This window comes from Paenibacillus sp. FSL R5-0527 (assembly GCF_038008055.1).
GTDB lineage: Bacteria > Bacillota > Bacilli > Paenibacillales > Paenibacillaceae > Fontibacillus > Fontibacillus macerans.
Genome location: NZ_JBBOYI010000001.1, coordinates 5652501 through 5674736, shown reverse-complemented (window position 1 = coordinate 5674736; position 22236 = coordinate 5652501). Strand labels below are relative to the sequence as shown.

Genomic DNA, 22236 nt, shown 5'->3' with positions numbered 1-22236 from the left:
CGGTCCTGTCCGGAAAAGGCGGGACCGCTTTTACTTCTTTACGGTTGAAAAATAAACTTTGGCGAACCGCAAGGCGGGAATTCGCTTCATCCCTTCCGTTCCCAAAGCGCTGCCCACCGTGCCAAGCAATGCGCTCGCGGTAGCCAGTTTAATCAGGTAGTAAAGTCCGGTCCCGGCGATTAAATCCAGGATGATAAAATTCCGGATCGTGGACGCCTTGATCGTTACAAATATAAAGGGGCGATGTTTCGTTTCGGCCATGTGATTTTTCCACCTTTTCCGTAGTGTAAGAAACAGTATTCGCTGTTCATATATATTGATTGCTTGGTTTGTACCATGCGTATAATCTGCAAGCCCCGTGCGGACTAAACCGCTTGGCGGCCTGTTTGTGCATGCCGGGCTGCAAGGAACTTAAAAAATAGCACATGGAGCTTAAAAAACAGCGGTAAGCTGAGAAAACCTGCATGTTAAAGCGAAGTGACGAAGCTGTATAATGGAAGACACGTAATCGTTCCAGTTCGTTTGAGCTCGGTGTTATACCCTTGTAATGGGAGGAATGCGGCATGAGGATCAGGGTCTTATTGGCGGACGACGAGCCGGTCATATTGCGCGGGCTAAAAAAACTGATAGATTGGGAAAAATTAGGGTTTTCGATGATCGGAGAGGCCAATGACGGCAACGAATTGAGACAATTGCTGCGCGAATGCCGCCCGGATCTGATCATCAGCGATATCAGCATGCCGGGATGCAGCGGCATCGACATTATCCGCGAGATCCATGAACAATCCCTGCAGGTAAAAGTAGTTTTCATAAGTGCATACCAGGAGTTTGCTTATGCCCGGCAGGCGATTCAATACGGCGCCGTAGACTATTTGGTCAAGCCGGTGAACAAAGCGCATTTGGAAAGCGTCGTCGGCAAGGCGGCGGCGCTGATCCGCGAGGAAAACGAAGGCGAGCGGGCCAGGGAAAAGCTGACCCATTATGAGCGGAAACAACGTACCGTGACGATCGAAGAATTGCTGGACGGCTTGATGGACGGGGACAAGCGGGCAGCTTCCGAATTAACCCGCATGGGCGCGGTGGCGCTGAGCCGGCATACGAGCGTCTGTTTGCTGGAGCCGGATGAAACGATGGGAAGCGCCTCCTCCCGCTGGGAAGAACGGGAGCGGAAGCTGGTCCATTTCGCCCTGCACAACATAATCAAAGAAACGATCGAGCCCGGCGGCAACGGCTTGATGTTCCATAAAGACGGAAGGTTCGGGATCTTGATCCAGCATGAACACGCGGACGAGCCGCGTGAGTTGGCGTACGACCTGCACGGGAAGATCAACGCTTTCCTCAAATTGCCGGTTTCCCTGGGAATAGGCCGGCCGGTATGCGGCATCGAGGCGGCCTCCGATTCCTACCGCGCCGCATTGAAAGCGCTTAACCACAAATATTTCACCGGCCTTAACCGGGTGAACGAGACGGATGAAACCGCGGCGGATCATTCGGAAGAGTTATGCAGCATCGCCGAGCTGGAGGAGAACATAGCCAAGGCGCTGATGTCGCAGAACAGGGAGGAACTGCATGCGGCGGTGAACCGGCTTCTTGCGGCGACCCGGCGGCGGGCGGCGGGCAGTAAGCAACTGGCCGTGATGAGCGTGTACAATGCGATCCAACTGCTGGATCAGCATATGGCAAAAATTGGCATCCAGTTAAGCGCGTCAGGCCACGATCCCAACGCGTTGTTGGCCAGACTGTCGGGGCATGCGGCTTATGAAGGCGTAAAGAAGGAGTTTGCGGCGATCGTGGAGCGCGCCTGCGAACAGATCGTCCATAAGTTGGCAAACAAAGAAATCGCTGAGCTGCGCCGGGTCAAAACGTATATAGAGGAGCATTACGCCGAAAACATCACGCTGGAGTCCATGGCCGCTATGATTTATATGAACCCGTACTACTTCAGCAGCTTTTTCAAAAAACATACCGGAAAAAATTTCAAGCAGTATTTGACGGAGGAACGGATGAAGCATGCGCTTCGGTTGCTATTGGAGACAGACCTGATGATCTATGAAATCGCCGAACGCGTCGGCTACAACAACGCCCGCCATTTCAGCGACATGTTCAAGAAGATGTACGGCAAACTCCCGCAGGAATACCGGCAATCCGCCGGCGTGGAATAGGAGAGGCGGATGCGCTTAAGGAGATCCAAATTCACCAGTATCTTCGTCAAGTTCGCGGGGGCGTTCATCCTGGCCGGGCTGGTGCCGCTGTTTGCGTTAAGCCTTTTTTCGGTGAACACGTTTACGGGGTATGTGGAGCGGTATACCGCCGGAAATTTGCAGCAGATGGTCATGTACATGAGCTACAACCTAAACGCCGCGTTTAACCAATACAACGAAGTGTCGAAGCTGATGTATACCGGCAAATACGAAGGTTTCATCGAAAGCTCCACCCAAAACCAAACCTATAATGTCAATGAACTGGAGCAAATCAACAATATTCCGATCGATTCGTTTCTAAAGACGTTGCTGTACAGCGACAATTACATCAGCAGCGTGTATTTTGTCCGGGAGCGGGACGGGAAGCTGTTTTATCAGGAAAAAGAAAACCGGGGGATGGAAGCGGAGCTGCTGCCCTATAAAGCATGGGTTGAGCAAATGCGCGCCAATCCTTCCAAAGTCGCGATCTTCCCTACGCATACCGACGATTATTATCCGGCGTCGGGCCGCAGAGTGTTTACCATCGGCCGCAGCCTGATCGATATATCCGGCAAAGTGACGGCCGAGCCTAAAATCGTCGGCACGTTGTTCCTGGACGTGGACGCTGCGATTTTCGATCAGTATTTTAAGGAGCTTCATCTGCGGGAGCAAGACGAATTGGCTCTGCTGGACGGGGACGGCAACGTCTATTTCAGCAATCGGGGGGAGGAGGCCCGTTCGCCTGGGGAACAGGATAAGCCCGAGCCGGATGAAGGAATGATGGTGATCTCGGAGCCGATCCCGTTTCTAAAAGGCAGCCTTACCGCGCGGATTCATCGCGCCTCGTTGTTTGAGCAGCTGTTGTCGGTGCGAATGACTGTGTTTATCGCCATCGGGCTGTGTGCATTTGCGCTTGTCGTGATGGGCGCCTGGTTCTCTAAGCGCTTGTCCGCGCCGATCCTCAAGCTGATGAAGCAAATGGCCAAGGTCGAATCGGGAAACCTCGATTCGCGGGTGGAGATTCGCAGCAACGACGAGCTCGGCAGGCTCAGCCACAGCTTCAACCGGATGGTCGACCGTTTGAGGGCGTACATCGACGAAGCTTACGTGGCCCAGATCAAGCAGAAACAGACGGAATTAAACGCATTGAAAAGCCAAATCCGGCCGCATTTTTTGTACAACACCCTTGAAGTGATTCGGATGAGCGCGGTGGATAAAGACGACCATGAAGTGGCCGACATGATCCTCTCCCTGTCCAATCAGCTCAAATACGTCATCGATTACGGCGAGGAGAAGGTCAGCATCCGCAGCGAGCTGGACAATATTAAAGACTATTTTTACATTATTTCGGTCCGCTACGATCAGCGGTTTGAGTTCAATTGCCATGTGGCTCCGGAAGTGGATTTGAATTGGCACATCTTAAAGCTCTCCCTGCAGCCGATCGTCGAGAACGCCATCCAGCATGGGTTAAAGCAGCAAGGGAGAGGTACGGTCGGGCTTACCGTCGCAAGACGCGAGCGGACCATTGTCATCACGGTTTACGATGACGGCGCCGGAATGAGTTCCGATACGCTGATGAGTTTGAACCGCGCGCTGAACGATCCTGAAGCTCCCGGCAAAAACGTCGGGCTCAAAAACGTGCACGAACGGATCAAATCGGTATTCGGCGAAGCCTATGGGATCGTCATCAACAGCCGGGAGCATCTCGGCACCTCGATTGTGCTCACTTTTCCCATCGTGGAGGAGAGCGCGGCGGAACGAACGGGAACATGAATTTTCCGTTCGTTTTTTGTGCGCGCGGCTGCCCTCGGCCTTCTTAAAAACAACGCATGCGAAGCTTAAAAAAGTTCATTCAGCCCGAGAAAGGCAAATGTTATGCTTGAACCAAGGAAGCGTTTTCAAAGCGATGATGCGCACATCGTTTATTCGTTTCCAGTTCGCAGGATAAAAGGGAGGTTACCTGAAAGATGGCTAAAAAAAGAGGCTCAAAACTTTCCGCCCTGGTTTTGGCGGCGTCCATGGTGCTGAGCGCATGCGGCGGAGGCAGCTCCGGCGGAAATACGGCGGCAACGCCTTCAACCGGCAGCAATGGAAATGCCGCTGCCAGGGGAGATGCTCCGAAAGAGGTCGGCTTTACGATCGGCTACGCTTCCGGCGATCCCGCCACGAAAAAAGCGATCGCCGATACGGTCCAGCGGTTTATGGAGGCGAATCCGCAGATCAAAATCAAAGATATCAGCGAAACGACGTCCGCCGCTTATTTGGATTGGCTGAAAACGAAGGACGCGGTCGGCGAGTTCCCGGACCTGGTGGAAATGCGCGATACGGAAGTGTTTGCCGACGCGGGCAAAATCGTAGAACTGCCATCCGATTTACTGGAGTTGTTCAACGACCCGCCAAAGGTCGACGGCAAAGTATGGAACGCGCCGCTGCAGGTGAACTCGCCGCAGGGGATCATTTACAGCAAGAAAGCGTATGAGCAGGCCGGCATCACCGAACTGCCGAAAACGTACGGCGAATTCATTGAGATTCAGGAGAAGCTGAAGGCCAGCGGCATTTCGCCGATCGTGGTCGGCGGCAAAGACATTTTCCATATGGGTTTTTGGGTCAACAAGTTCCTGATCGACCAGGTGTATGCGAACGATTCGGATTGGAACTCGAAACGCACGGCCAAACAGGTGAGCTTCACCGACGCGAACGTCGTGCAAGCGATGACGGACTATAAGGAACTGTTCCAAAACTACGTCGATAAAGGCTGGCTGAGCACGGGCGACAATCAGACCGCATCCTTTCTGGTAAGCGGAAAAGCGGCGCAGTTGTATTCCGGAACATGGATGTTCACGCAAATCGCCGAAGCCGACCCAAACTTCGAATTTGGCTTCTATGCGCTTCCTGACCGCGAAGGCAATGTGAACGTAATCGGTCTGTCATCCCCGGCCGGCTGGTCCATTTCCACGGAAGCGTCCAAAGACGCGGATAAGGTGGAAGCGATCAAACAGTTTATCCGCTTTTTCTTTGAGCCGGAGAACTATTCGCTCTATTTGGCCAGCATCAATGCGATTCCTTCGACCAAAGAGCAGGTCACTTATGAATCCAGCGAGCAGATGCAGGTGGTGCTCGAGCTGATGGCCGACCCGAATGTCAAAAAATCGCTGGCGATCAACAACTGGTGGGGCGAAAATCAAATTCCGCCGCAGTTTCGCAACTGGTACTACAAGCTGCTTCAGGAACTGGTCGCAAAAGATGGAGTCGTCCTGGATTACATGAAGCAGGCGGACACGGAATACGACAACCAAGTTAAAGCCAACGCGATGTGAGGAATCCGGCAATGCCTATGAAAAAGCAGATAAAATGGCCGTCCTATGCGCTGTTCTTCATTTTACCGTCCTTTATTTTGTATACCCTGTTCGTGATCGTTCCGACGTTAGGCAGCATCTATTACAGCTTCACGTCTTGGGACGGCATTAGCGCTGACGTACGTTTTATCGGACTGGCCAATTTCGTGGAAATTTGGAACAGTCCGCGCGTCCATAATGCGCTGAAAAACACGCTAATTTTAACGATCAGCCTTGTCGTTCTTGAGAACTTGTTCGCCGTCCTGCTTGCGATGCTGGTCGATAAAGTGCGTTGGCTGAGCAAAATATTCCGCAGCATCTTTTATTTCCCCACGTTGCTCAGCGGTATTGTGATGGGGTTCGTCTGGGCGATGATGCTGAATTACAACTTCGGCGTTGTTAACCAAGTGCTGGACAAGATCGGCCTCGGGGCTTTCGCGGTCGATTGGCTCGGAGATCCACGCTTTGCCATGCTGGCGATTCTTTTATCAACGGTCTGGAAAGGCGCCGGATATTATATGATCATCTATCTCGCCGGACTTCAGGGTATTCCCCATGAAATGAACGAAGCGGCCAGCATCGACGGCGCAAACGGCTGGCAGCAGTTCCGGCACATCACGTTCCCGCTGCTGGCGGGATCGGTAACCGTATGTATGGTCTTGTCCATGATCAGCGCACTTAAAATTTTTGACCAGATCGCGGTCATGACGGACGGCGGTCCCGGTTTTGAAACCGAAACCTTAACCTATCTGATCTATAAGGTCGGGTTCGGCGAGCTGCGGCAAGGGTTCGGGACGGCGCTGGCCATGGTGCTGTTCTTCATGATTTTGATCATTACCGTGTTGCAAGTGAAAGTCCTCCAAAAAAGGGAGGTCGAAATGTGATGTCGCTGAAAGCACGCAAGCTTGTGATCGATGTTTTGATACTAATGGTGACGGTCATCGCGGCGGTATTTTTCTTCTTCCCGATCTTCTTCAACATCATGTCCGCTTTTAAGAGCAACGCGGAAATCATGAAAGACGCGGTCGCTCTTCCGGCATCGTTGTACTTGGAAAGCTTCAAATATTTGCTGACGGAAACAAACTACCCGCACGCAATCGTAAACAGCCTGATTTTGACGGTCGTGTCGATCGTATTCCAGGTGCTGTTCATCCCGATGGCCGGATACGCCATTCAGCGGCGGAACGCGAAATGGACGAAATTCGTCTTTCTGTATTTCCTCGCCGGGATGATGATTCCGTTCCAAGCCTACATGATCCCCCTGTTCAAAGAGCTCAAATTGCTGGGGCTTTACGGCAGCCTGGCGGGGCCGATCATGATCTACGTCGCCGGTTCGGTTGGCTTCGGCAGCCTGTTGTATTCCAGCTTCGTTAAAGGGATTCCGGCGGAGATCGAGGAAGCGGCGGAAATCGACGGATGCTCCCGGGTGCGGATTTTCTGGAACATCGTGTTCCCGCTGCTTGGCCCGGTGACGGCCAGCATGGTCGTCCTGAACGGTCTGGGAATCTGGAACGATTTCCTGATGCCGATGCTCGTCTTGCCGTCCGGCGAACCGAAGACGATGATTGTGGAAATATACCGGTATATCGGGGAATTTTCGTCCCGTTGGGACATGATTTTTGCCGGTACAACGATGTCAGTTGTCCCTGTGCTGCTCGCTTTTATCCTCCTGCAAAAATATTTCGTCAAGGGCATTGCAGCGGGAGCGACGAAAGGTTGAGGGAGACTTTTTAAAAAGACAGTTAATGACGGCCTCAGTCAAACTCGGCGAGGTCGTCTTTTGCTATGCTCGGAATTAGTACAATTTACATTACATGGATATCTACGCAGTTTGCAATAATAATCAAAAATATTGCTAATGCGGAGGTACTAGTCATGAAACACTTGATCGTTTATGCTCATCCTAGCCAAGAAAGCTTCAACCACGCCATTCTAGAGACTGCGGCAGGTGCGCTGAAAAGCAAAGGACATGAGGTTGTCGTACGTGATTTGTATGCGCTCGGCTTCCAGCCTGTTCTTAAACCCGAAGATACGGAAGCAATGAAGGCCGGACAAACTCCTGCGGATATCAAAACGGAACAGGAATATATCGCACAAGCGGACGTTATTACGTTCATTTATCCCATTTGGTGGGCGGGATTGCCTGCGATTATCAAAGGATACGTGGATCGGGTATTCTCATACGGCTTTGCTTATGCTTATGGCGCTGAAGGCATTGATAAGCTGCTGAAAGGCAAAAAAGGGCTGATCATCAACACTCACGGTACGCCTAAAGAAGTTTACGATCAAATCGGCATGAGCGAAGCGCTGAAACTTACTGCGACAACGGGCATTTTTGACTTCACGGGCATTGAATCCGTTGGACATCTGCTGTTCGGCAATGTTCCAAGCGTTGGTGAAGAAGCCCTCAAAGGATATTTGAAAGAGGTTGAAGAAACAATTAATTCTTTATAAGATTCATAAAAGAAATGCGGAAAGGCGTTTGGTAGGCAGATCAACTTCCGCTGTCCGGACTCTTTGCACGATTATCCCCTTTGATCAGGTAGCAGAGAAACAGACTAGCTCGGGAGAAGAAAGTATTTGGTGGAGAAGCAGATAGGTTCGAGATAATTTAAACGGGCTTAGGAGAAAGAATCAGGTTTAGATGAGGTGAAACAGACCGGACAAGAGATGAAGACAGGAGATCAATACAGGAGATCAATACAGGAGATCAATACAGGAGATCAATACAGGAGATCAATACAGGAGATCAAGGACAAGACACGAGGGAAACGAAAAGACCGTGATTTTGCTGTAGCCTGAACCCTTCCGTCTGCAGCAACGTCCGCACTGTTCATGCTCATCCCCACCCATCAAGTTGCTCCGCATCAAACTCCCCCCACCGTTCCAGCGTCTCGATCAGGCTGCGGCCGCAAGGGGCTGGTTCGGTTGGTGCGCGATTAGCCGGCGGTAAGGGAGCGCCGGAATCGCCACACACATGCGCAGCAACTTCTGCCGCATCGTTTCTTCCGCTCCGGGCAGTCCTCCGGGCAGGCGCAGCCGGCGGCGTACGGTGTACTCGTTCAGGTACGCCTGCAGATGCTTCAGTCCCAAGGCTCCATACGTACTCTTCAGCGATTCCCACGCCTCTTAACCACTTTCCGCAAGGGCGCATACAGCCGAAAGGCCAGAGGGAACGACTGTACTGCCGATGTACGGACATCCACATGCCCGCTAATAAACGCGGTTAGATCGTGACGGTCTGCCCTTTTTTCGCCTCCCCGCTTATGCGGCACCAGGCGGATTTTGACGTGCTCCGGCTCGCCCGACTCCGTGACCGTGCAGCCGGCTACGACCGCCGAGGCGTACGGATGCGAAAGCTGACACCGGGACGGATTACGCCCATACTGATCGCTGTTCACCTTCACGTCTCCAGAAAGCAGTTCCCTGGCATCGAACTCCCCCACGGCATGGCGTATTTGTAGAATAGGCCCGGGCCGACCCATCCGTGAGGATAGTTGGACGCCCGGGCCCTTCCCCGAACCGGACGTGCGCCTTTCAACGCATCCGGCTCTCCATCTAAAGTGGCGATTGCAGCGCAATCGTGTTACGTCGCGCCAGGTGTGTTTGCGTTTCGAATCTCTTGCCTTTGTAGAAGGCTTGAGCGAAGGAAGATAGCGCAATCGCCCCCATATGTACTCGTTGCGGGGGTCTACTCGGCAGATACGCACCTCACTTTAGACTGGAACCCTTCACCATGTAATGGGCTTTCCCCATCGCGGATTACTACGGTTCCTCCGTCCCCTTCCGTTCACATCAACGAAGCGTCCGGCCCGTGCGGGCGGAACGGTCGGGTTCCCACGTTCACTGTTTGTCGTCTCGCTGCCTTAGGTCGTCACTATACGCGGGGAGGATTTGCAAGGTTATACCTCTATACCCAGCAACCACCAGCTCTTCACAGGAGTCTGGGTCGTCATGTTATGCACAAGAACATGACATCCTTCCACCCATCCGTGTCGTCCATCGGTTTCGGATGTTTCGATTGACCGCGCTTCAGACGTGACTTTGCTTGCGCTGACCATAGCAGGTCATCGAGGCTAGCGCCGCCTCTTGGGAAGATGGATTTCCCTCACGGCTACATTGTCGGAAGGGCTTCAGACCCCGGCTTTGCTCGAAGCCGACGCATGCCTTCCTAGCCTAACCGGGTTGAGGTAGCCGGTTACATTGAAATGTATCAACATAAAGCGCCTCGTGGCGCACTTTGCAGCATCGACCACGCGGTTTTGTAGGTGACCCGGATCACCTTGCTCAGCCGCAGCGCCGAGATGCCGTCAGGGAGCAAGAACAACTCCAGCGCCTGAAACCACTTCACCAGGGGGAGATGCGTTCCTTCAAAAATCGTGCCGACCAAAGGCGAGGTTTGATGCTTGCACTTTCCGCACTCGAACAAAGGGATACGCCGGGAAGTCAGCCGGCTGCACCGGGTGTGAGCGCAGCGCGGGCAGACGAAGCCGTTTGGCCACTTCATCGCGATTAGCGCCTCCATGCAGTCCTGCTCGCTGTTAAAACGGCTGCTGAATGGTTGAAGTTCCGTTCCCGTATTGACCTCCATGTTCGCTCGCCCTCCCGAATTTAAAATAAGCGTACATACGTTCTCTTTTCCTAATTATACCAAACATACGTTCCCTTATCAAGCCGAAAATTTCATCTGATCCGCCTCATTTTTTTATCTCTTTTTCTTTATCCCGTACACTATCCCCCCCTGAACGAAAGGGATAATCGTGCAAAGGCAAGCAGAAAGCAGGGATACCAGGACAAGAATCCTAAAGACAGTCACCTCAGCTATTTACCTTAGTCCAGGAAATCGGGAGGGGGCGCTAGGGTCAAGTGGAAGAATAAGATTGCCTGCCGGGAAAATAAGCAAGAAAATAAGCGGGAAAGTTCTAAAATCACCGCATCTTTAGCTTAAAAAACTTCATTTTATTCACAAAACCGCAGTGTTACGCTTTCGATAAGCGGAAATTCGGATACCGTGCTGGAGCAATTACACGATGAAAGGCAGGAACCCCCCCTTGTTAAACGATACACAGCGGCAATGGTTGAACGGCGTTATCGCCAAAGTGACGGCCAAAATGGACGCGGTCAGCGAGCGCTCCCGGAACAAAATTCCTTATACGACCGTGAACGGTGTGCATGACGACCGGTCCATAGATAATCCGACGGGAGATGATTCGGACGGCATTAACTGGTGGACCAACGGCTTTTGGGCAGGCATGTTATGGCTGATGTACCATGAAACCGGCAACGAGAAATACAAGGGAATCGCGCAAATTTCCGAAGCCAAGCTGGACCGGTGTTTTGAAGAATTTTACGGTCTGCATCATGATGTCGGGTTTATGTGGCTGCCTACGAGCGTCGCGAACTACAAAGCGACCGGCAACCCGGAATCCCGGAGGCGGGCGCTGCATGCCGCAAACTTGCTGGCGGGCCGGTTCAATTTGGCGGGAGGCTTCATTCGCGCATGGAACGATCTAAAGGAAGGGGATACACGGGGCTGGGCGATCATCGACTGCATGCTCAACATTCCCTTGCTGTACTGGGCCACGGAAGAAACGGGGGACCCGCGTTTCAAGCAAATCGCCATGAAGCACGCGGACACGACCATGTCGGCGTTTGTCCGCCCCGACGGCTCCGTCAACCATATCGTCGAATTCGATCCATTCCACGGAGGCGTGGTTCGGACGCACGGCGGCCAGGGCTACGGGGAAGGCTCCTCCTGGACGCGCGGGCAGACCTGGGCGCTGTACGGTTTTATGCTGAGCTATATTCATACCGGAAAAGACGAGTATTTGCAGACGGCCAAGCGGGTTGCGCATTATTTTATGGCGAACATTCCGGAGGACGGCATCATCCCGGTCGATTTCCGGCAACCGGCGGAGCCAAGGCTGGCGGACGATACGGCCGCGGCCATCGCGGCCTGCGGGCTTATCGAAATCGCCAAGGCCGCCGGCGGGCACGAAAGCCGCTCGTATGCGGCGGCGGCGCTGAAGCTGCTGAAGACGCTGGACGAATCGCGCATCGATTGGTCGCCGGATACCGACCATATCCTGCTTTACGGCACAGGGGCCTACCACGGCAAAACGCATCATCAACCGATTATCTACGGCGATTATTATTTTATGGAGGCGTTATTCAAGCTGAAGGGCAACGATCTGTATCTTTTCTGAAATTTGGTATTGTAATCTCCCGGAAACCGATTAAAATGAAAGCACTCGATGTTTACTTCAGCGAAGGAGCCTTGCGGTGTTTAAACGAATTGCTGTAATCGGTTTGATCTGCTTGATTTTTTCGGTTTTTATTCCGCTGTCGATGTACAATCGAATCGGCGGCGCTGCTCAGGAGTTGCGGGTTCAAAACGGGGTCATGGACCTGCGTTCCTGGGACTATGAACACCATGGACGCATAAAACTCGATGGCGAATGGGAGTTTTATTGGAATAAGCTGCTGACGCCGGACGATTTTGCGCGGGCAGGAGCGGACAAGCCTGTTTATGACGCCCTGATGGAGGTTCCTTCGACATGGACCGGCCAGCAAATCGGCGCTAAAACCCTGCCGGCCTCCGGCTTCGCCACCTATCGGGCGGTTTTGAAAAATTTGCCGCATGACGGGATCTTTGCGATCAAGAAGACGAATATCCGCTTTTCCAGCACAGTTTACGTCAACGGCCAAAAGCTGCTTGAGGACGGCAAACCGTCCGGGCAAGCGGGCACGTACAAGGCGGGAAATTTTCCGCAGGTTGCGCTTTTTTCGGCGGAGCGGGGGGATGTTGAAATCATCGTTCAAGCCGCCAACTATGATTATGTCAATGCCGGCATTCCCGTCTCGATTTTTTTCGGCGAGCAGACCGCCATGGTCCAGCATCAGAAGCAAGCTCTGGCGCTTGAATTCAGCACTTTGGCCGCGCTGGGAATCCTCGCTCTCATTTATTTAATCTGTTACGCGGCGGCGGCGTTATACCGGAGGAAGGATCCTGTCGTGCTGTGGTCTGCGGCGATATGCCTGCTGTTTGCGGTTTATCACGGATTGATCGGAGAACGTACGCTTTCCCTGTTCCTTCAAGGCATTCCGTTCGAAGTCCTCTACAAAATCAAAGATATGAGCTCCATAATCGCCTTTATTGTGCTGGCTGGCTTTTTTTACAAAACGGAAAAAAGTTTTATTTCCCTCAAGCTCATTCAGGCCGTCATCGCGTTCCTCGGCTGTGATTTGGTGCTGATCGCCGTGCTGCCGATCGGGAGTTACACCCCGTTTCATGGATATGTGATTCTCGTTTATGAGTTTTTACTGGTTTGGCTTCTGTGGAAGTCCGCCTTGATTTATATCCGCAGCGAGCCGTCCAACCGGTTTAAATTTTTGCTGCTGTTTATGGCGATCCTTACGATCAACCTGTATTCGCTGGACACCATCCTGTTTGCCTTGTCCGTAAAAGAAAGCTTGTGGTCGGGCCAGGCCTATATCCTCATTTTCAATATGATTATGGTTTTTTTGATCGTGCTGAGGTTTTTTGAGGCGTATCAGACGGTTAACCGGATGAAAAACGATCTGATCCGGCTGGACGAGATCAAGGATGATTTTCTTTATGACACTACCCAGCAGTTGACCACGCCGTTGAACCACATTGTGACGATCGCGAACTCGTTGTTGAAGGGGGCGGAGGGGCCGGTTTCCCAAAGCCAAGCTATGAACTTGAACGTGGTCACCAGCAGCGGCCAAAGGCTGGTTTACATCGTAAACGAACTGCTCGACTATTCGAAAATAAAGCACGGGGACATCAAGCTGTTCAAAACCCGCATTCAGCTGAAAGACGCCGTCGATTCAGTGCTGAAGGTGCATCAGTTCCTGCTTAGCGGAAGGCAGATCCGGCTGGTCAACAGGGTACCCGCAGCCTGGCCCGCCGTAGACGCGGACAACAACCGGCTGCTGCAAATCTTGCACAATTTGCTCAGTTATGCCATTAAGTCGTCCGAGCAAGGGACGGTTGAGGTCAGCGCCGAAACCGTTCAAGGGCAGGTCAAAGTCACGGTGAAGGGGAGCGGCTCCGGCATCGTGGCGGATATGGAGGAGCGGCTGTTTCAAAGCTTGGAAGAACGGGAGGATGCCCGGGAAAATCCATATGGCGGCACCGTGCTTGGACTAAGCATCACCAAAAAACTGGTGGAGCTCCATGGCGGAACAATACAGGTGCGATCCGCTCCGGAGGAAGGGACGGCGTTTGAGTTCACCCTTCCCCTCGCCGCTCCGGTTCCGGGCCAAACAGCCGCCCTTGCAAGCTCTGGTGAAGGGGTAAATTCCGCGGAGGTTCATGCTGCCGTGGAATATCCGCATTTCGTTCAAGGCCGCAGCGATGAAACGATTCTGGTGGTGGAAAATGATTTGGCAAACCAGCGGGCCATGTCCAATGTGCTTAAGCTGGAGGGCTATTCGGCCGTTTACGTCAACCGGGGGCGGCAGGCGCTGGCGGAAATCGCCGCCGGACGTGCTTTTTTCCTGGTTATCCTGAATATGACGATGCCGGATATGAGCGGTTATGAAGTGCTGGAGCAAATCAGGGAAAGATTTTCTTCATTCGAGCTGCCGGTCTTAATGCTGACGCCGAGAAACCGGGTGAAGGACATGAAGCTGGCGGTGGACCACGGGGCCAACGATTTTGTCGGCATGCCGTTTGAAGCCGAAGAGCTGCTCACGCGTGTCCGCAGTTTAACCAAGCTGAAGGCTTCCGTAAAAAATGCCAAGGATGCGGAAATCGCCTTTTTGCGTTCGCAGATCAACCCGCACTTCCTGTATAACGCGCTGAATTCGCTCGCCGAGCTGTGCGTTGAGGCGCCCGAACGGGCCGAGGAACTGACCCTGGAGTTATCCCGGTATTTAAGAGGCAGCTTTGACTTCAAGCAATTGGACTCGCTTTCGACGCTGAAAAATGAGCTGGAGCTGCTGGCCGCTTATGTTCATATCGAAAAAGCCCGCTTCGGCGACCGGCTGCAGGTCGAATACGAGATAGACGGCGAGCCGTCGCTCCGGATTCCCCCGCTGGTACTTCAGCCCTTGGTGGAAAATGCCATCCGTCATGGCCTAATGTCCCACTTGCAGGGCGGCAAGGTGAAAATAAACGTTAAACGGGAAAACGCGTTTATGGTCCGTTTTTCCGTGGAGGACGACGGGCGCGGGATGAGCGAGCAAAAGCTCAAGGAAGTGCTCGGACAGGACGCCGAGCCGAAAGGCGTGGGGCTGTGGAACATAAACCAGCGCCTCAAGCTTTTGTACGGCAGGGGGATTCATATCGAAAGCCGCGAAGGCGGCGGCACGAGGGTGTCCTTTGATATTCCGGGACAAAGCGCCAACGCGATTGGGGAGGGAACAGCATGATGCGGGCTATCATCGTGGATGATGAGGAATTGTCGGTCAAACGGCTCACGCGGATTTTGCGGGAAAGCGGCAAAATAGCGACCTGCCGGGCGTTTTTGAACCCGCATGAAGCCTATGAGTATTCCCGAGCGAACGCGGTTGACATTGCTTTTCTCGATATCTCCATGCCCGAAATCGATGGGATGAAGCTGTCCGTCCTGCTGCAGGAGCTTGATGAAGAGATCCTGCTCGTCTTCGTTACCGGTTACGATTCGTATGCGGTGCAGGCCTTTGAAGTAAACGCGCTGGATTATTTGCTCAAGCCCGTCACCGCGCAGCGGGTGGCCAAAGCTTTAAATAAGGCCGGCAAGCGCAGCGGCCGTGCTGCCGGGGCGGCGGCTTCTGCGCTGGAAATAAAGCTGTTTGACGGTTTTCAAATGTATGGAAACGGAGACGGAAGCTCGCGCGATCCGATAAAACTGAGAAGCCCCAAAACCGCGGAATTGTTCGCCTTTCTGGTTTGCCAGAGGACGGCCAGCCGCGAGGAAATCATTGATACGCTGTGGAGCGGGCTAACGCCGGAGAAGGCCTGGAAAAATTTAAACTCGACGCTTTACTACATCCGTAAAGCGCTTGACGATGCGAAAATAGGCAGCGGAATCATCTCCGGCAAGAACGAAATTCGCATTGAAGGGAGCGCCCTTGATTGCGATCTGTACGAATTCGAACGGCTTTTGGCGGAGATGAGAAAGGCGCCGGAACGTTGCCTGGTCTTGATCGAGCGAGTGAAGGAATTGTACGCCGGGCCCTTGCTTAAAGGAAAAAATTACGAGTGGGCGGACGAATACGCGCGCCGGCTCGAAAAGGAGTTCGCGGAGGCGCTGGAGTATGCCGCTAAGCATTGCTCGAAGCAGGGAGATTCCGTTCAAGCGCTGCATTATTATAGGGGTATTTTGGAGCTGGATGCCTTAAGGGAGGATATTGTGCTGGAGGTCATACGCACATACATACAGCTGGGCAGGACCAATGAAGCGTTAAGGCAGTACCGTAAGCTTGAAGAGCAGTTGAAGCAAGAGCTGGGGCTGCGGCCCAACCCCCAAATCCAAGCGGTCATGGCCAGCATCGGCCTGCGCGGCTAACACGGGCTAACACGGGGTAACATGGGTCCTCCGGATGAAAGGACAAGCAGCTCCAGCTCATAAATCGTTTTAACGGACACTAGCGACGTTAATTACTCCAAAATCGGGAATAAAAAAATGCAACGGACCGGAGAGGCGTATTGCCGTCAAATCTGCTGAAAAAGTCTGATTTGAGGGCTAATAACGTCAACCAGGTCCGTTGCGTTGGGATATACCCGGAAAATGAGCGAATAACGGCTTTTCGGTCCGCTAGTGTCGTCTGTCCAGACGATCCGTTAGGAACCGGAAAATCCCGCTAAACCGCTCACCCCGCTAAACCGCTCAATCCAAGTGATACGGCTTCAGGTCCGCCGGGAGCGGGGCCGGGGGCGTGCACGTGCTTTGCATTTCGTAGAAGCGGCCCGAGTCCGAGGAATCGTGGAAGCCCCACATCGCTTCCAGCACGTGGTACGCGAGCTCGCCGCTGGCGCGGTGCGGGCGGCCGCGCAGCAGGGCGGCGGCCATGTCGGCCGGGCCGATGCCGCGGCTGTTCTCGGCGTAGCCCGGCAGCAGCGGCGCCTCGGTCCACTCCGTTGTGCCGAGCCTGCGGTATTTCACCGGGCCGCCGAACGTGTTGGGATCCGGCACCAGCAAGGTGCCTTCGGTGCCGTGGATTTCAAGCGGCGGGAGCGTGCTGCCGCCGAACACGTCAAAGCTTGTGATCAGCGTGGCGATCGCGCCCTGGGCAAATTCCAGCGTTCCGGCGACATGCGTCGGCACCTCCACGGGGACCCGCTGCCCGCGTTTCTTTTCGCTCGTGATCGTACGCTCCGCCAGCGCTTTGCCGGTGATTCCGGCGATGCGCCGAATCGGACCCAGCAGCTGAATTAATGCCGTCAAATAGTAGGGGCCCATGTCGAACATCGGGCCGCCGCCCTTGGCATAATAAAACTCCGGGTCCGGGTGCCAATGCTCGTGGCCGCGGCTCATCATAAACGCCGTGGCCGACACGGGCCGGCCGATCGCGCCGCCTTCGATCAGCTTCAGCGCCGTCTGAATGCCAGCCCCGAAAAACGTCTCCGGCGCGCTGCCGACCAGCAGCCCGCGGCGGCGGGCCGCCTCGAGGATGGCTTGCCCGTCCTCGCGGGTGACGGCAAGCGGCTTCTCGACGTATACATGTTTGCCGGCCTCCAGCGCCTTGAGGCACACCTCCGCATGGGCGGCCGGGATCGTCAAATTGATGACGATCGCGATGTCCGGATCGCCCAGCAGTTCCTCAACCGTGCAAACCCGGGGAATGCCGTAGCGTTCCGCCTGTTCCCGCGCCCGGGACAGATCCAGATCGGCGCAGGCCGCAAGCTCGAGCTCCGCGAATTTGCGGCAGTTTTCCATGTAAATGCCGCTGATTTTACCGCAGCCGATGATGCCAACCTTGATTTTTTCCATTACTGGCTGTCCCCCATCCCGGTGTAGGCTCCGGTCCCGGCCGCGCCCAATACTCCGGCGGCCTGAAGTTCCAGAGCTCGCTGCTTTCCTGCGGCGGCCCACAGCAGCCCGCGCGTCATCAGCTCTTTCACCGGAGGAAGCAGGGCGACATCGGCGTGATGGCCCAGCGAATTGTAATACACCCGGCCCACGCCCCACCGTTTCGTCCAAACGACCGGCATATCGACGGATTTGTTAAGGCGATGCGGCCCGTCCACGATCGGAAACCGGGTGGTGGCCAGCACCTCGACGGCCGGGTCAACGTGGAGATAATACTGCTCCGTGTCCACGAAGAAATCCTCGATCCCCTCGGTCAGCGGGCTTGATCCGGGTTTGATTTCGACCTTGTAATGAACCCCGTCGTTCCCCGGATGAGCGACCCATTGGCCGCCGGTCATGAACTGCCAGTCCACGTTGTTGCGGAACGAGTCGCACATGCCCCCATGGCATCCGGCCAGGCCGGTGCCGTTTTGCACAGCGGCTGATACATTAGCGACCTGCTCTTTGGAGATCTCTCCCATCGTCCAGACCGGCACGATCAGGTCGAGGCCAAGCAGCTTTTCGGCGTCCGCATAGGCCTCCAGCGTGTCGGATACTTCCACGTCAAACTGATGCTCCCGCAAAATACCGGCAAAAATCGCGGCGACCTTGTCCGGCTCGTGTCCGTCCCAGCCGCCCCAAACGATAAGCGCTTTTTTCATCTCGGTTTTCGTCCCCTTATCCATAGCTTGCGAATTTGAATTTCAGAATTTCTCACATCGCTCAAACCGCTCACATTTCAGAAATTTTCACCCAGCGCCGTTCATCCACTGAGCGTTCCACCGCTTCCAGCACCGCCTGGCACTTGACACCGTCGCGGAAGTTCGGCTCCGGCTGTCTGCCTTCGCGAATCGCGCTTGTCAGCTCCAGCATTTCGTGCGTAAACGTATGCTCGAAGCCGAGCGTATGCCCCGGCGGCCACCAAGCCTCGGCATACGCGTGCGCCGGATCGGTCGCCAGCACGCGCCGGAAGCCCTGAACATCCTCGTCGTCCGAGGTGAAGTACACCTCCAGCTCGTTCATCCGCTCGAAGTCGAATTTCACGCTGCCCAGGCTGCCGTTGATTTCGAACGCGTTCGTCGAGCGGTGTCCCGCAGCGAACCGCGTCGCCTCAAAGCTGCCCAGCGCCCCGTTTTCAAACCGGGCCAGAAACAGCGTCGCGTCGTCCACGGTAACCGGGCCCTTCGGCGCGTCTTTGCTGCTTTTGGCGCTGAGGCCGGTCATGTCTTCCGCCAACGGGCGCTCCTTGATGAACGTTTCGCTCATACCGATGACTTCCCGGATATCGCCGACCAGGTAATGGGCCAGATCGATCAAATGCGCGCCGAGGTCGCCGTGCGAACCGGAACCGGCCACGTCCTTCTGCAGCCGCCAGACGAGCGGGAATTCCGGATCGAGAATCCAGTCCTGCAGGAACCAGGCCCGGAAATGATAGATTTGCCCGAGCCGGCCGCTTTCCACCAGCTTTTTGGCCAGCTTCACCGCCGGGGAAAACCGGTAGTTAAAACCGACCATGTGGGTGACGCCGGCCGCTTCCGCCGCCGCCAGCATCTCTCTGGCGTCCTCCAGTGAAAGCGCTAACGGCTTTTCGCAAAAAATATGCTTCCCGGCCTTCGCCGCGGCCAAAGCGATTTCCTTATGGGCGTCGCTCGGGGCGTTGATGTCGATCAGGTCGATATCGTCCCGGGCCACAACTTGCTTCCAATCGGTGGCTACTTCCGGCCAGCCGAGCCGGTCCGCGGCTTCGCGCGCAGCCTCTTCGTTCCGTCCGCACAGCACGGCCATCTCCGGCTTCAAGGCCCCGGGGAAAAACATCGGCAGGGCCCGGTAAGCGTTGCTGTGGGCTTTGCCCATAAACTTGTAACCTATCATTCCGATACGCAGCTGTTTCATTGAATCCCTCCATATCGATTGAAGAACAAAATTTCTGTCTTCATGTATTCATTATAAGTTGGCAGAAATCTTCGACGCTCGCCAGTTTATGCGGATTCATAGTCAAAAATTGCGTTTTGAATCTTTGAAGCTTGTTTTGCCTTGCGTTTCTATGATATTCGCGGAAACTGCTAGATATACCGGCCCCGAGAAAAGTGCTATAGCCGTATAAGTTGGGCTCAACCCGGAAATCGGCTCCTGACAGCCGGCTACTGGAATGATTAACCATCGGCGACGGACCTTCGGCCTTCAAAATAGCGGCACTTTATGTACTTATATCCGGAGCCCTGGCATGTCATCCCTATTAGCGGCATTTTTGGTCCTTATTTTCCTATGAATGGTCCAGAACGTGGCCATTTCCTTGCGACGGGGGAAAATAGCGGCATAAATTGCCTCTATTTCCTTCGAATGGACGGATATCGTCGGAATAACGACCTTTTTTACCCTTATATTTTTCTCAGGAGTCCCGGGGGTTCGATTCAGAACTTCAAGGCCCGGAATTTCGTAAGGTAGAGGGAATGTAACCCCTCAGCTCCTTGAAGACGCGGTTGAACGTCCGAATGCTGGTGAAGCCGCATTCCAGCGCGATTTCCATAATGCTCAGATCGCTTGTCAGCAGTTTTTGCTCGGCGGTGAGCACCCGGATCGAATTGAGGTAGGTTTTGAAATTCATGCCGATGGCGCTCTTGAACGTTCGGCTGAAGTGCGACGGCTCCATATGAAACTGCTGCGACATGAAGCTGACATTCAGTTCTTCGTGATAGTGCTCTTCGATGTAGGAAAGGATCTGCTGGATTCTGGCCCGCCGCGATTCAAGCTTCTCCTTGGCGCCCGTGTTCAAGCGGCGCGTCTGCAAATGCCGGAGCAGCGTCCCGCACACCTCCAGCACGCCGGCCTTCATCAACATTTGGTATCCGGGACGGCCGGCGGCCCGTTCCTGCAAAATCCGGTCCAGACACGGCTTGATCGGCTGAAACCGCGGGTCCTTGTCCGAAATGAACGGGGAGGTGAAGCGGAAATCCTGCGGCCAGCCCTTGACCGGACCGATCCATTCCGGCTTAAAGAGCAAAATCAGCACCTGCGAGGGCTGGTCCCGGCTGTCGAAGGAATGGATGTCGCTGCTGCTGCAGATGACGATATCGCCCTGCTTGACCTGGCGCTTTTCCTCGTTGACGCCGATCAGCAGGCTTCCCGATTCCACGTAGATAATTTCGATTTCCGCATGGAAATGGGGATAAAACGACAGGTTTTGGCTGCGGAAAATACTCATCGGAAGTTCGGGATCGAGCTTCCAGTTTTGATAAAAGGATTTCACGATTTGGCTCACTCCGCGCGGATTTGGTGTACTGCCTATCCTTAATGTACTGCATTTTTGCCGGAGAATCAGCCTTTTTTAAATAAAACGGAGAGGGGAATAGAAAGCAAGCAAGGATCATAGGATAGGGAGGACAAGACAAAAAATGGAAGTTTCTTGGAGGCTATATGGTTGAGCGATGGTTCAAAATATTTCAAATTGCCGCAACTTATATCGGCACGGTCGTTGGCGCCGGATTCGCCTCAGGCCAGTCGATCATGCAGTTTTTTACCGTTTACGGTCCCGTGGGGGCGGTGGGGATAGCCATTGCTACATTTCTGTTTATGTGGCTCGGAACGAAAATGATGGTGGTGGCTCACCGGATTAAGGCGTTCTCCTATCAGGAATTTAACGAGCATCTCTTCGGTCCGGTTCTCGGCAAGCTCGCGAATGTGCTGACTTTGCTGATCCTGCTTGGCGTAACCGCAGTGATGCTATCCGGTACGGGCTCCATTTTTGAGGAGCAGCTGCACTTGCCTTATCAGCTCGGAATTGTTCTGAGCATCGTGCTGGCCTATTGGGTGATGACCAAAGAGCTGAACGGGATCGTGGCGGTCAATGCGCTGGTCGTGCCGATGATGCTGCTGTTCACCTGCCTGATCGCGATTCATGTTGTCGAGCCGGACGCCATCATGCGGATCACGGAGTGGCAGCGTCAGCAGCTGCAGGATTACGGCTGGGCGCTGAGCGCGTTTGTTTATGTGGCGTTGAACTTTGCCTTTGCGCAGGCGGTGATGGTGCCTCTCGGTAGCGAGGTCAAGGAGGAAAGCACGCTGAAGTGGGGAGGTATCTGGGGCGGCATCGGCCTTGGCGCAATGCTGCTGACCTACCATTTTGCCATCAATGCCCGCATGCCGGGAATCATGGAGCTGGAGATCCCGATGGCGGAGATCGTGCGCGGTCTGGGGGTTTTTCCGCATGTGCTGTTCCTGCTGGTCATTTACGGGGAGATTTTCACCACCTTGATCGGCAACGTGTTCGGCATGACCCGGCAAATCCAAACCCTGTTCCCGCTGCCGAAAAACGCCGTTATTCTGGCGGTGCTGCTGGCCTGCTTCCTGATCAGCCAGGTCGGCTTTGCTTCCTTGCTGACCTATCTGTACCCGCTGTTCGGTTATATCGGCATGCTGCTGCTCGCTCTGCTGGCGTTTAGGCGTCCGCCGCAAGCTGACGGCCCGCCGCTTGACGGCCCGCCGGCCAATCCGCCCGCCGAACATCCCGGCCTGACCGGCCGGCCGGGCACCCCGTTTTCCGCCGCCCCCGCGTACGGGCAGCGATCAAGCGACCGGCGGCAGGAGCGTCCGGAAAAAGAAAACCAGGGTCAGCGTGACGGAAATATCAAACCTTCCGCCAAAGAGGAAATGCAGTAAGGTCCGGATTAGAGCTAGATCGGCTTGACCGAAAAACGCGCC

The 22236-nt window shown here is 54.4% G+C and carries 17 protein-coding genes and 1 pseudogene; 10 read left to right on the top strand and 8 right to left on the bottom strand.

Going from position 1 to position 22236, the window contains the following annotated elements; genetic code table 11:
- Window positions 1-30: 30 nt before the first annotated feature.
- Complete coding sequence (locus NYE69_RS25220) at window positions 31-261, bottom strand: hypothetical protein (RefSeq protein ID WP_051985353.1); 231 nt, start codon at window positions 259-261, stop codon at window positions 31-33.
- A 302-nt stretch (window positions 262-563) separates the two neighbouring features.
- Between NYE69_RS25220 and NYE69_RS25215 the strand changes: the two genes are divergently transcribed.
- The 6 genes from NYE69_RS25215 (at window position 564) to NYE69_RS25190 (ending at window position 7969) form a co-directional block, all read left to right on the top strand.
- On the top strand, window positions 564-2162 hold the full coding sequence (locus NYE69_RS25215) for a response regulator (protein WP_340928428.1): 1599 nt from the start codon (window positions 564-566) through the stop codon (window positions 2160-2162).
- A gap of 9 nt (window positions 2163-2171) precedes the next feature.
- Complete coding sequence (locus NYE69_RS25210; RefSeq protein ID WP_340928427.1) at window positions 2172-3953, top strand: cache domain-containing sensor histidine kinase; 1782 nt, start codon at window positions 2172-2174, stop codon at window positions 3951-3953.
- Window positions 3954-4147: 194 nt separating this feature from the next.
- Window positions 4148-5497: an ABC transporter substrate-binding protein gene (locus NYE69_RS25205; protein WP_340928426.1), complete on the top strand. Its 1350-nt coding sequence runs from the start codon at window positions 4148-4150 to the stop codon at window positions 5495-5497.
- Window positions 5498-5508: 11 nt separating this feature from the next.
- Window positions 5509-6399, top strand: a complete 891-nt coding sequence (locus NYE69_RS25200; RefSeq protein WP_340928425.1) for a carbohydrate ABC transporter permease — start codon at window positions 5509-5511, stop codon at window positions 6397-6399.
- On the top strand, window positions 6399-7235 hold the full coding sequence (locus NYE69_RS25195) for a carbohydrate ABC transporter permease (protein WP_340928424.1): 837 nt from the start codon (window positions 6399-6401) through the stop codon (window positions 7233-7235). Before NYE69_RS25200 ends, NYE69_RS25195 begins: the two co-directional genes overlap by 1 nt.
- 155 nt (window positions 7236-7390) lie before the next feature.
- Window positions 7391-7969: an NAD(P)H-dependent oxidoreductase gene (locus NYE69_RS25190; RefSeq protein ID WP_340928423.1), complete on the top strand. Its 579-nt coding sequence runs from the start codon at window positions 7391-7393 to the stop codon at window positions 7967-7969.
- A gap of 444 nt (window positions 7970-8413) precedes the next feature.
- Here NYE69_RS25190 and NYE69_RS25185 read toward each other — a convergent pair whose 3' ends face one another.
- The 3 genes and pseudogenes from NYE69_RS25185 to NYE69_RS25175 all read right to left on the bottom strand — a co-directional run.
- Window positions 8414-8608 carry a hypothetical protein gene (locus NYE69_RS25185; protein WP_340928422.1) on the bottom strand — a complete coding sequence of 65 codons (195 nt, stop codon included), beginning with the start codon at window positions 8606-8608 and terminating at the stop codon, window positions 8414-8416.
- A gap of 17 nt (window positions 8609-8625) precedes the next feature.
- Window positions 8626-8916 (bottom strand): hypothetical protein, encoded by a 291-nt coding sequence (locus NYE69_RS25180; RefSeq protein WP_340928421.1) that lies wholly within the window; start codon window positions 8914-8916, stop codon window positions 8626-8628.
- An 842-nt stretch (window positions 8917-9758) separates the two neighbouring features.
- Window positions 9759-10106: pseudogene (locus tag NYE69_RS25175) on the bottom strand (transposase); the annotation flags it as partial.
- A 439-nt stretch (window positions 10107-10545) separates the two neighbouring features.
- Here NYE69_RS25175 and NYE69_RS25170 point away from each other — a divergent pair.
- From NYE69_RS25170 to NYE69_RS25160, 3 genes are all read left to right on the top strand, one after another.
- The gene (locus tag NYE69_RS25170) at window positions 10546-11721 is read left to right on the top strand and encodes a glycoside hydrolase family 88 protein (RefSeq protein WP_340928419.1); all 1176 of its coding nucleotides are present in this window, start codon (window positions 10546-10548) and stop codon (window positions 11719-11721) included.
- Window positions 11722-11797: 76 nt separating this feature from the next.
- Window positions 11798-14917: an ATP-binding protein gene (locus tag NYE69_RS25165; protein ID WP_340928418.1), complete on the top strand. Its 3120-nt coding sequence runs from the start codon at window positions 11798-11800 to the stop codon at window positions 14915-14917.
- Window positions 14914-16035 (top strand): BTAD domain-containing putative transcriptional regulator, encoded by a 1122-nt coding sequence (locus NYE69_RS25160; RefSeq protein WP_340928417.1) that lies wholly within the window; start codon window positions 14914-14916, stop codon window positions 16033-16035. The genes NYE69_RS25165 and NYE69_RS25160 overlap by 4 nt, the downstream gene beginning before the upstream one ends.
- Window positions 16036-16356: 321 nt before the next feature.
- Here NYE69_RS25160 and NYE69_RS25155 read toward each other — a convergent pair whose 3' ends face one another.
- The 4 genes from NYE69_RS25155 to NYE69_RS25140 all read right to left on the bottom strand — a co-directional run bounded on the left by NYE69_RS25155 (window position 16357) and on the right by NYE69_RS25140 (window position 20785).
- On the bottom strand, window positions 16357-17460 hold the full coding sequence (locus NYE69_RS25155; protein WP_340928416.1) for a Gfo/Idh/MocA family protein: 1104 nt from the start codon (window positions 17458-17460) through the stop codon (window positions 16357-16359).
- Entirely contained in the window at window positions 17460-18200 is a 741-nt protein-coding gene (locus NYE69_RS25150; protein WP_340928415.1) for a ThuA domain-containing protein, read from the bottom strand. The genes NYE69_RS25155 and NYE69_RS25150 overlap by 1 nt, the downstream gene beginning before the upstream one ends.
- Window positions 18201-18270: 70 nt before the next feature.
- Window positions 18271-19431, bottom strand: a complete 1161-nt coding sequence (locus NYE69_RS25145) for a Gfo/Idh/MocA family protein (protein ID WP_340928414.1) — start codon at window positions 19429-19431, stop codon at window positions 18271-18273.
- A gap of 526 nt (window positions 19432-19957) precedes the next feature.
- Window positions 19958-20785, bottom strand: coding sequence for an AraC family transcriptional regulator (locus tag NYE69_RS25140; protein WP_340928412.1), 828 nt, complete (start codon window positions 20783-20785; stop codon window positions 19958-19960).
- 167 nt (window positions 20786-20952) lie between these two features.
- Between NYE69_RS25140 and NYE69_RS25135 the strand changes: the two genes are divergently transcribed.
- On the top strand, window positions 20953-22194 hold the full coding sequence (locus NYE69_RS25135; RefSeq protein ID WP_340928410.1) for a YkvI family membrane protein: 1242 nt from the start codon (window positions 20953-20955) through the stop codon (window positions 22192-22194).
- The last annotated feature ends 42 nt before the right edge of the window (window positions 22195-22236 follow it).

Coding starts and splice junctions, on each gene's coding strand:
- NYE69_RS25220 (WP_051985353.1), bottom strand. CDS start 261: ATGGCCGAAACGAAACATCGCCCCTTTATATTTGTAACGATCAAGGCG.
- NYE69_RS25215 (WP_340928428.1), top strand. CDS start 564: ATGAGGATCAGGGTCTTATTGGCGGACGACGAGCCGGTCATATTGCGC.
- NYE69_RS25210 (WP_340928427.1), top strand. CDS start 2,172: ATGCGCTTAAGGAGATCCAAATTCACCAGTATCTTCGTCAAGTTCGCG.
- NYE69_RS25205 (WP_340928426.1), top strand. CDS start 4,148: ATGGCTAAAAAAAGAGGCTCAAAACTTTCCGCCCTGGTTTTGGCGGCG.
- NYE69_RS25200 (WP_340928425.1), top strand. CDS start 5,509: ATGCCTATGAAAAAGCAGATAAAATGGCCGTCCTATGCGCTGTTCTTC.
- NYE69_RS25195 (WP_340928424.1), top strand. CDS start 6,399: ATGTCGCTGAAAGCACGCAAGCTTGTGATCGATGTTTTGATACTAATG.
- NYE69_RS25190 (WP_340928423.1), top strand. CDS start 7,391: ATGAAACACTTGATCGTTTATGCTCATCCTAGCCAAGAAAGCTTCAAC.
- NYE69_RS25170 (WP_340928419.1), top strand. CDS start 10,546: ATGAAAGGCAGGAACCCCCCCTTGTTAAACGATACACAGCGGCAATGG.
- NYE69_RS25160 (WP_340928417.1), top strand. CDS start 14,914: ATGATGCGGGCTATCATCGTGGATGATGAGGAATTGTCGGTCAAACGG.
- NYE69_RS25155 (WP_340928416.1), bottom strand. CDS start 17,460: ATGGAAAAAATCAAGGTTGGCATCATCGGCTGCGGTAAAATCAGCGGC.
- NYE69_RS25150 (WP_340928415.1), bottom strand. CDS start 18,200: ATGAAAAAAGCGCTTATCGTTTGGGGCGGCTGGGACGGACACGAGCCG.
- NYE69_RS25145 (WP_340928414.1), bottom strand. CDS start 19,431: ATGAAACAGCTGCGTATCGGAATGATAGGTTACAAGTTTATGGGCAAA.
- NYE69_RS25135 (WP_340928410.1), top strand. CDS start 20,953: ATGGTTGAGCGATGGTTCAAAATATTTCAAATTGCCGCAACTTATATC.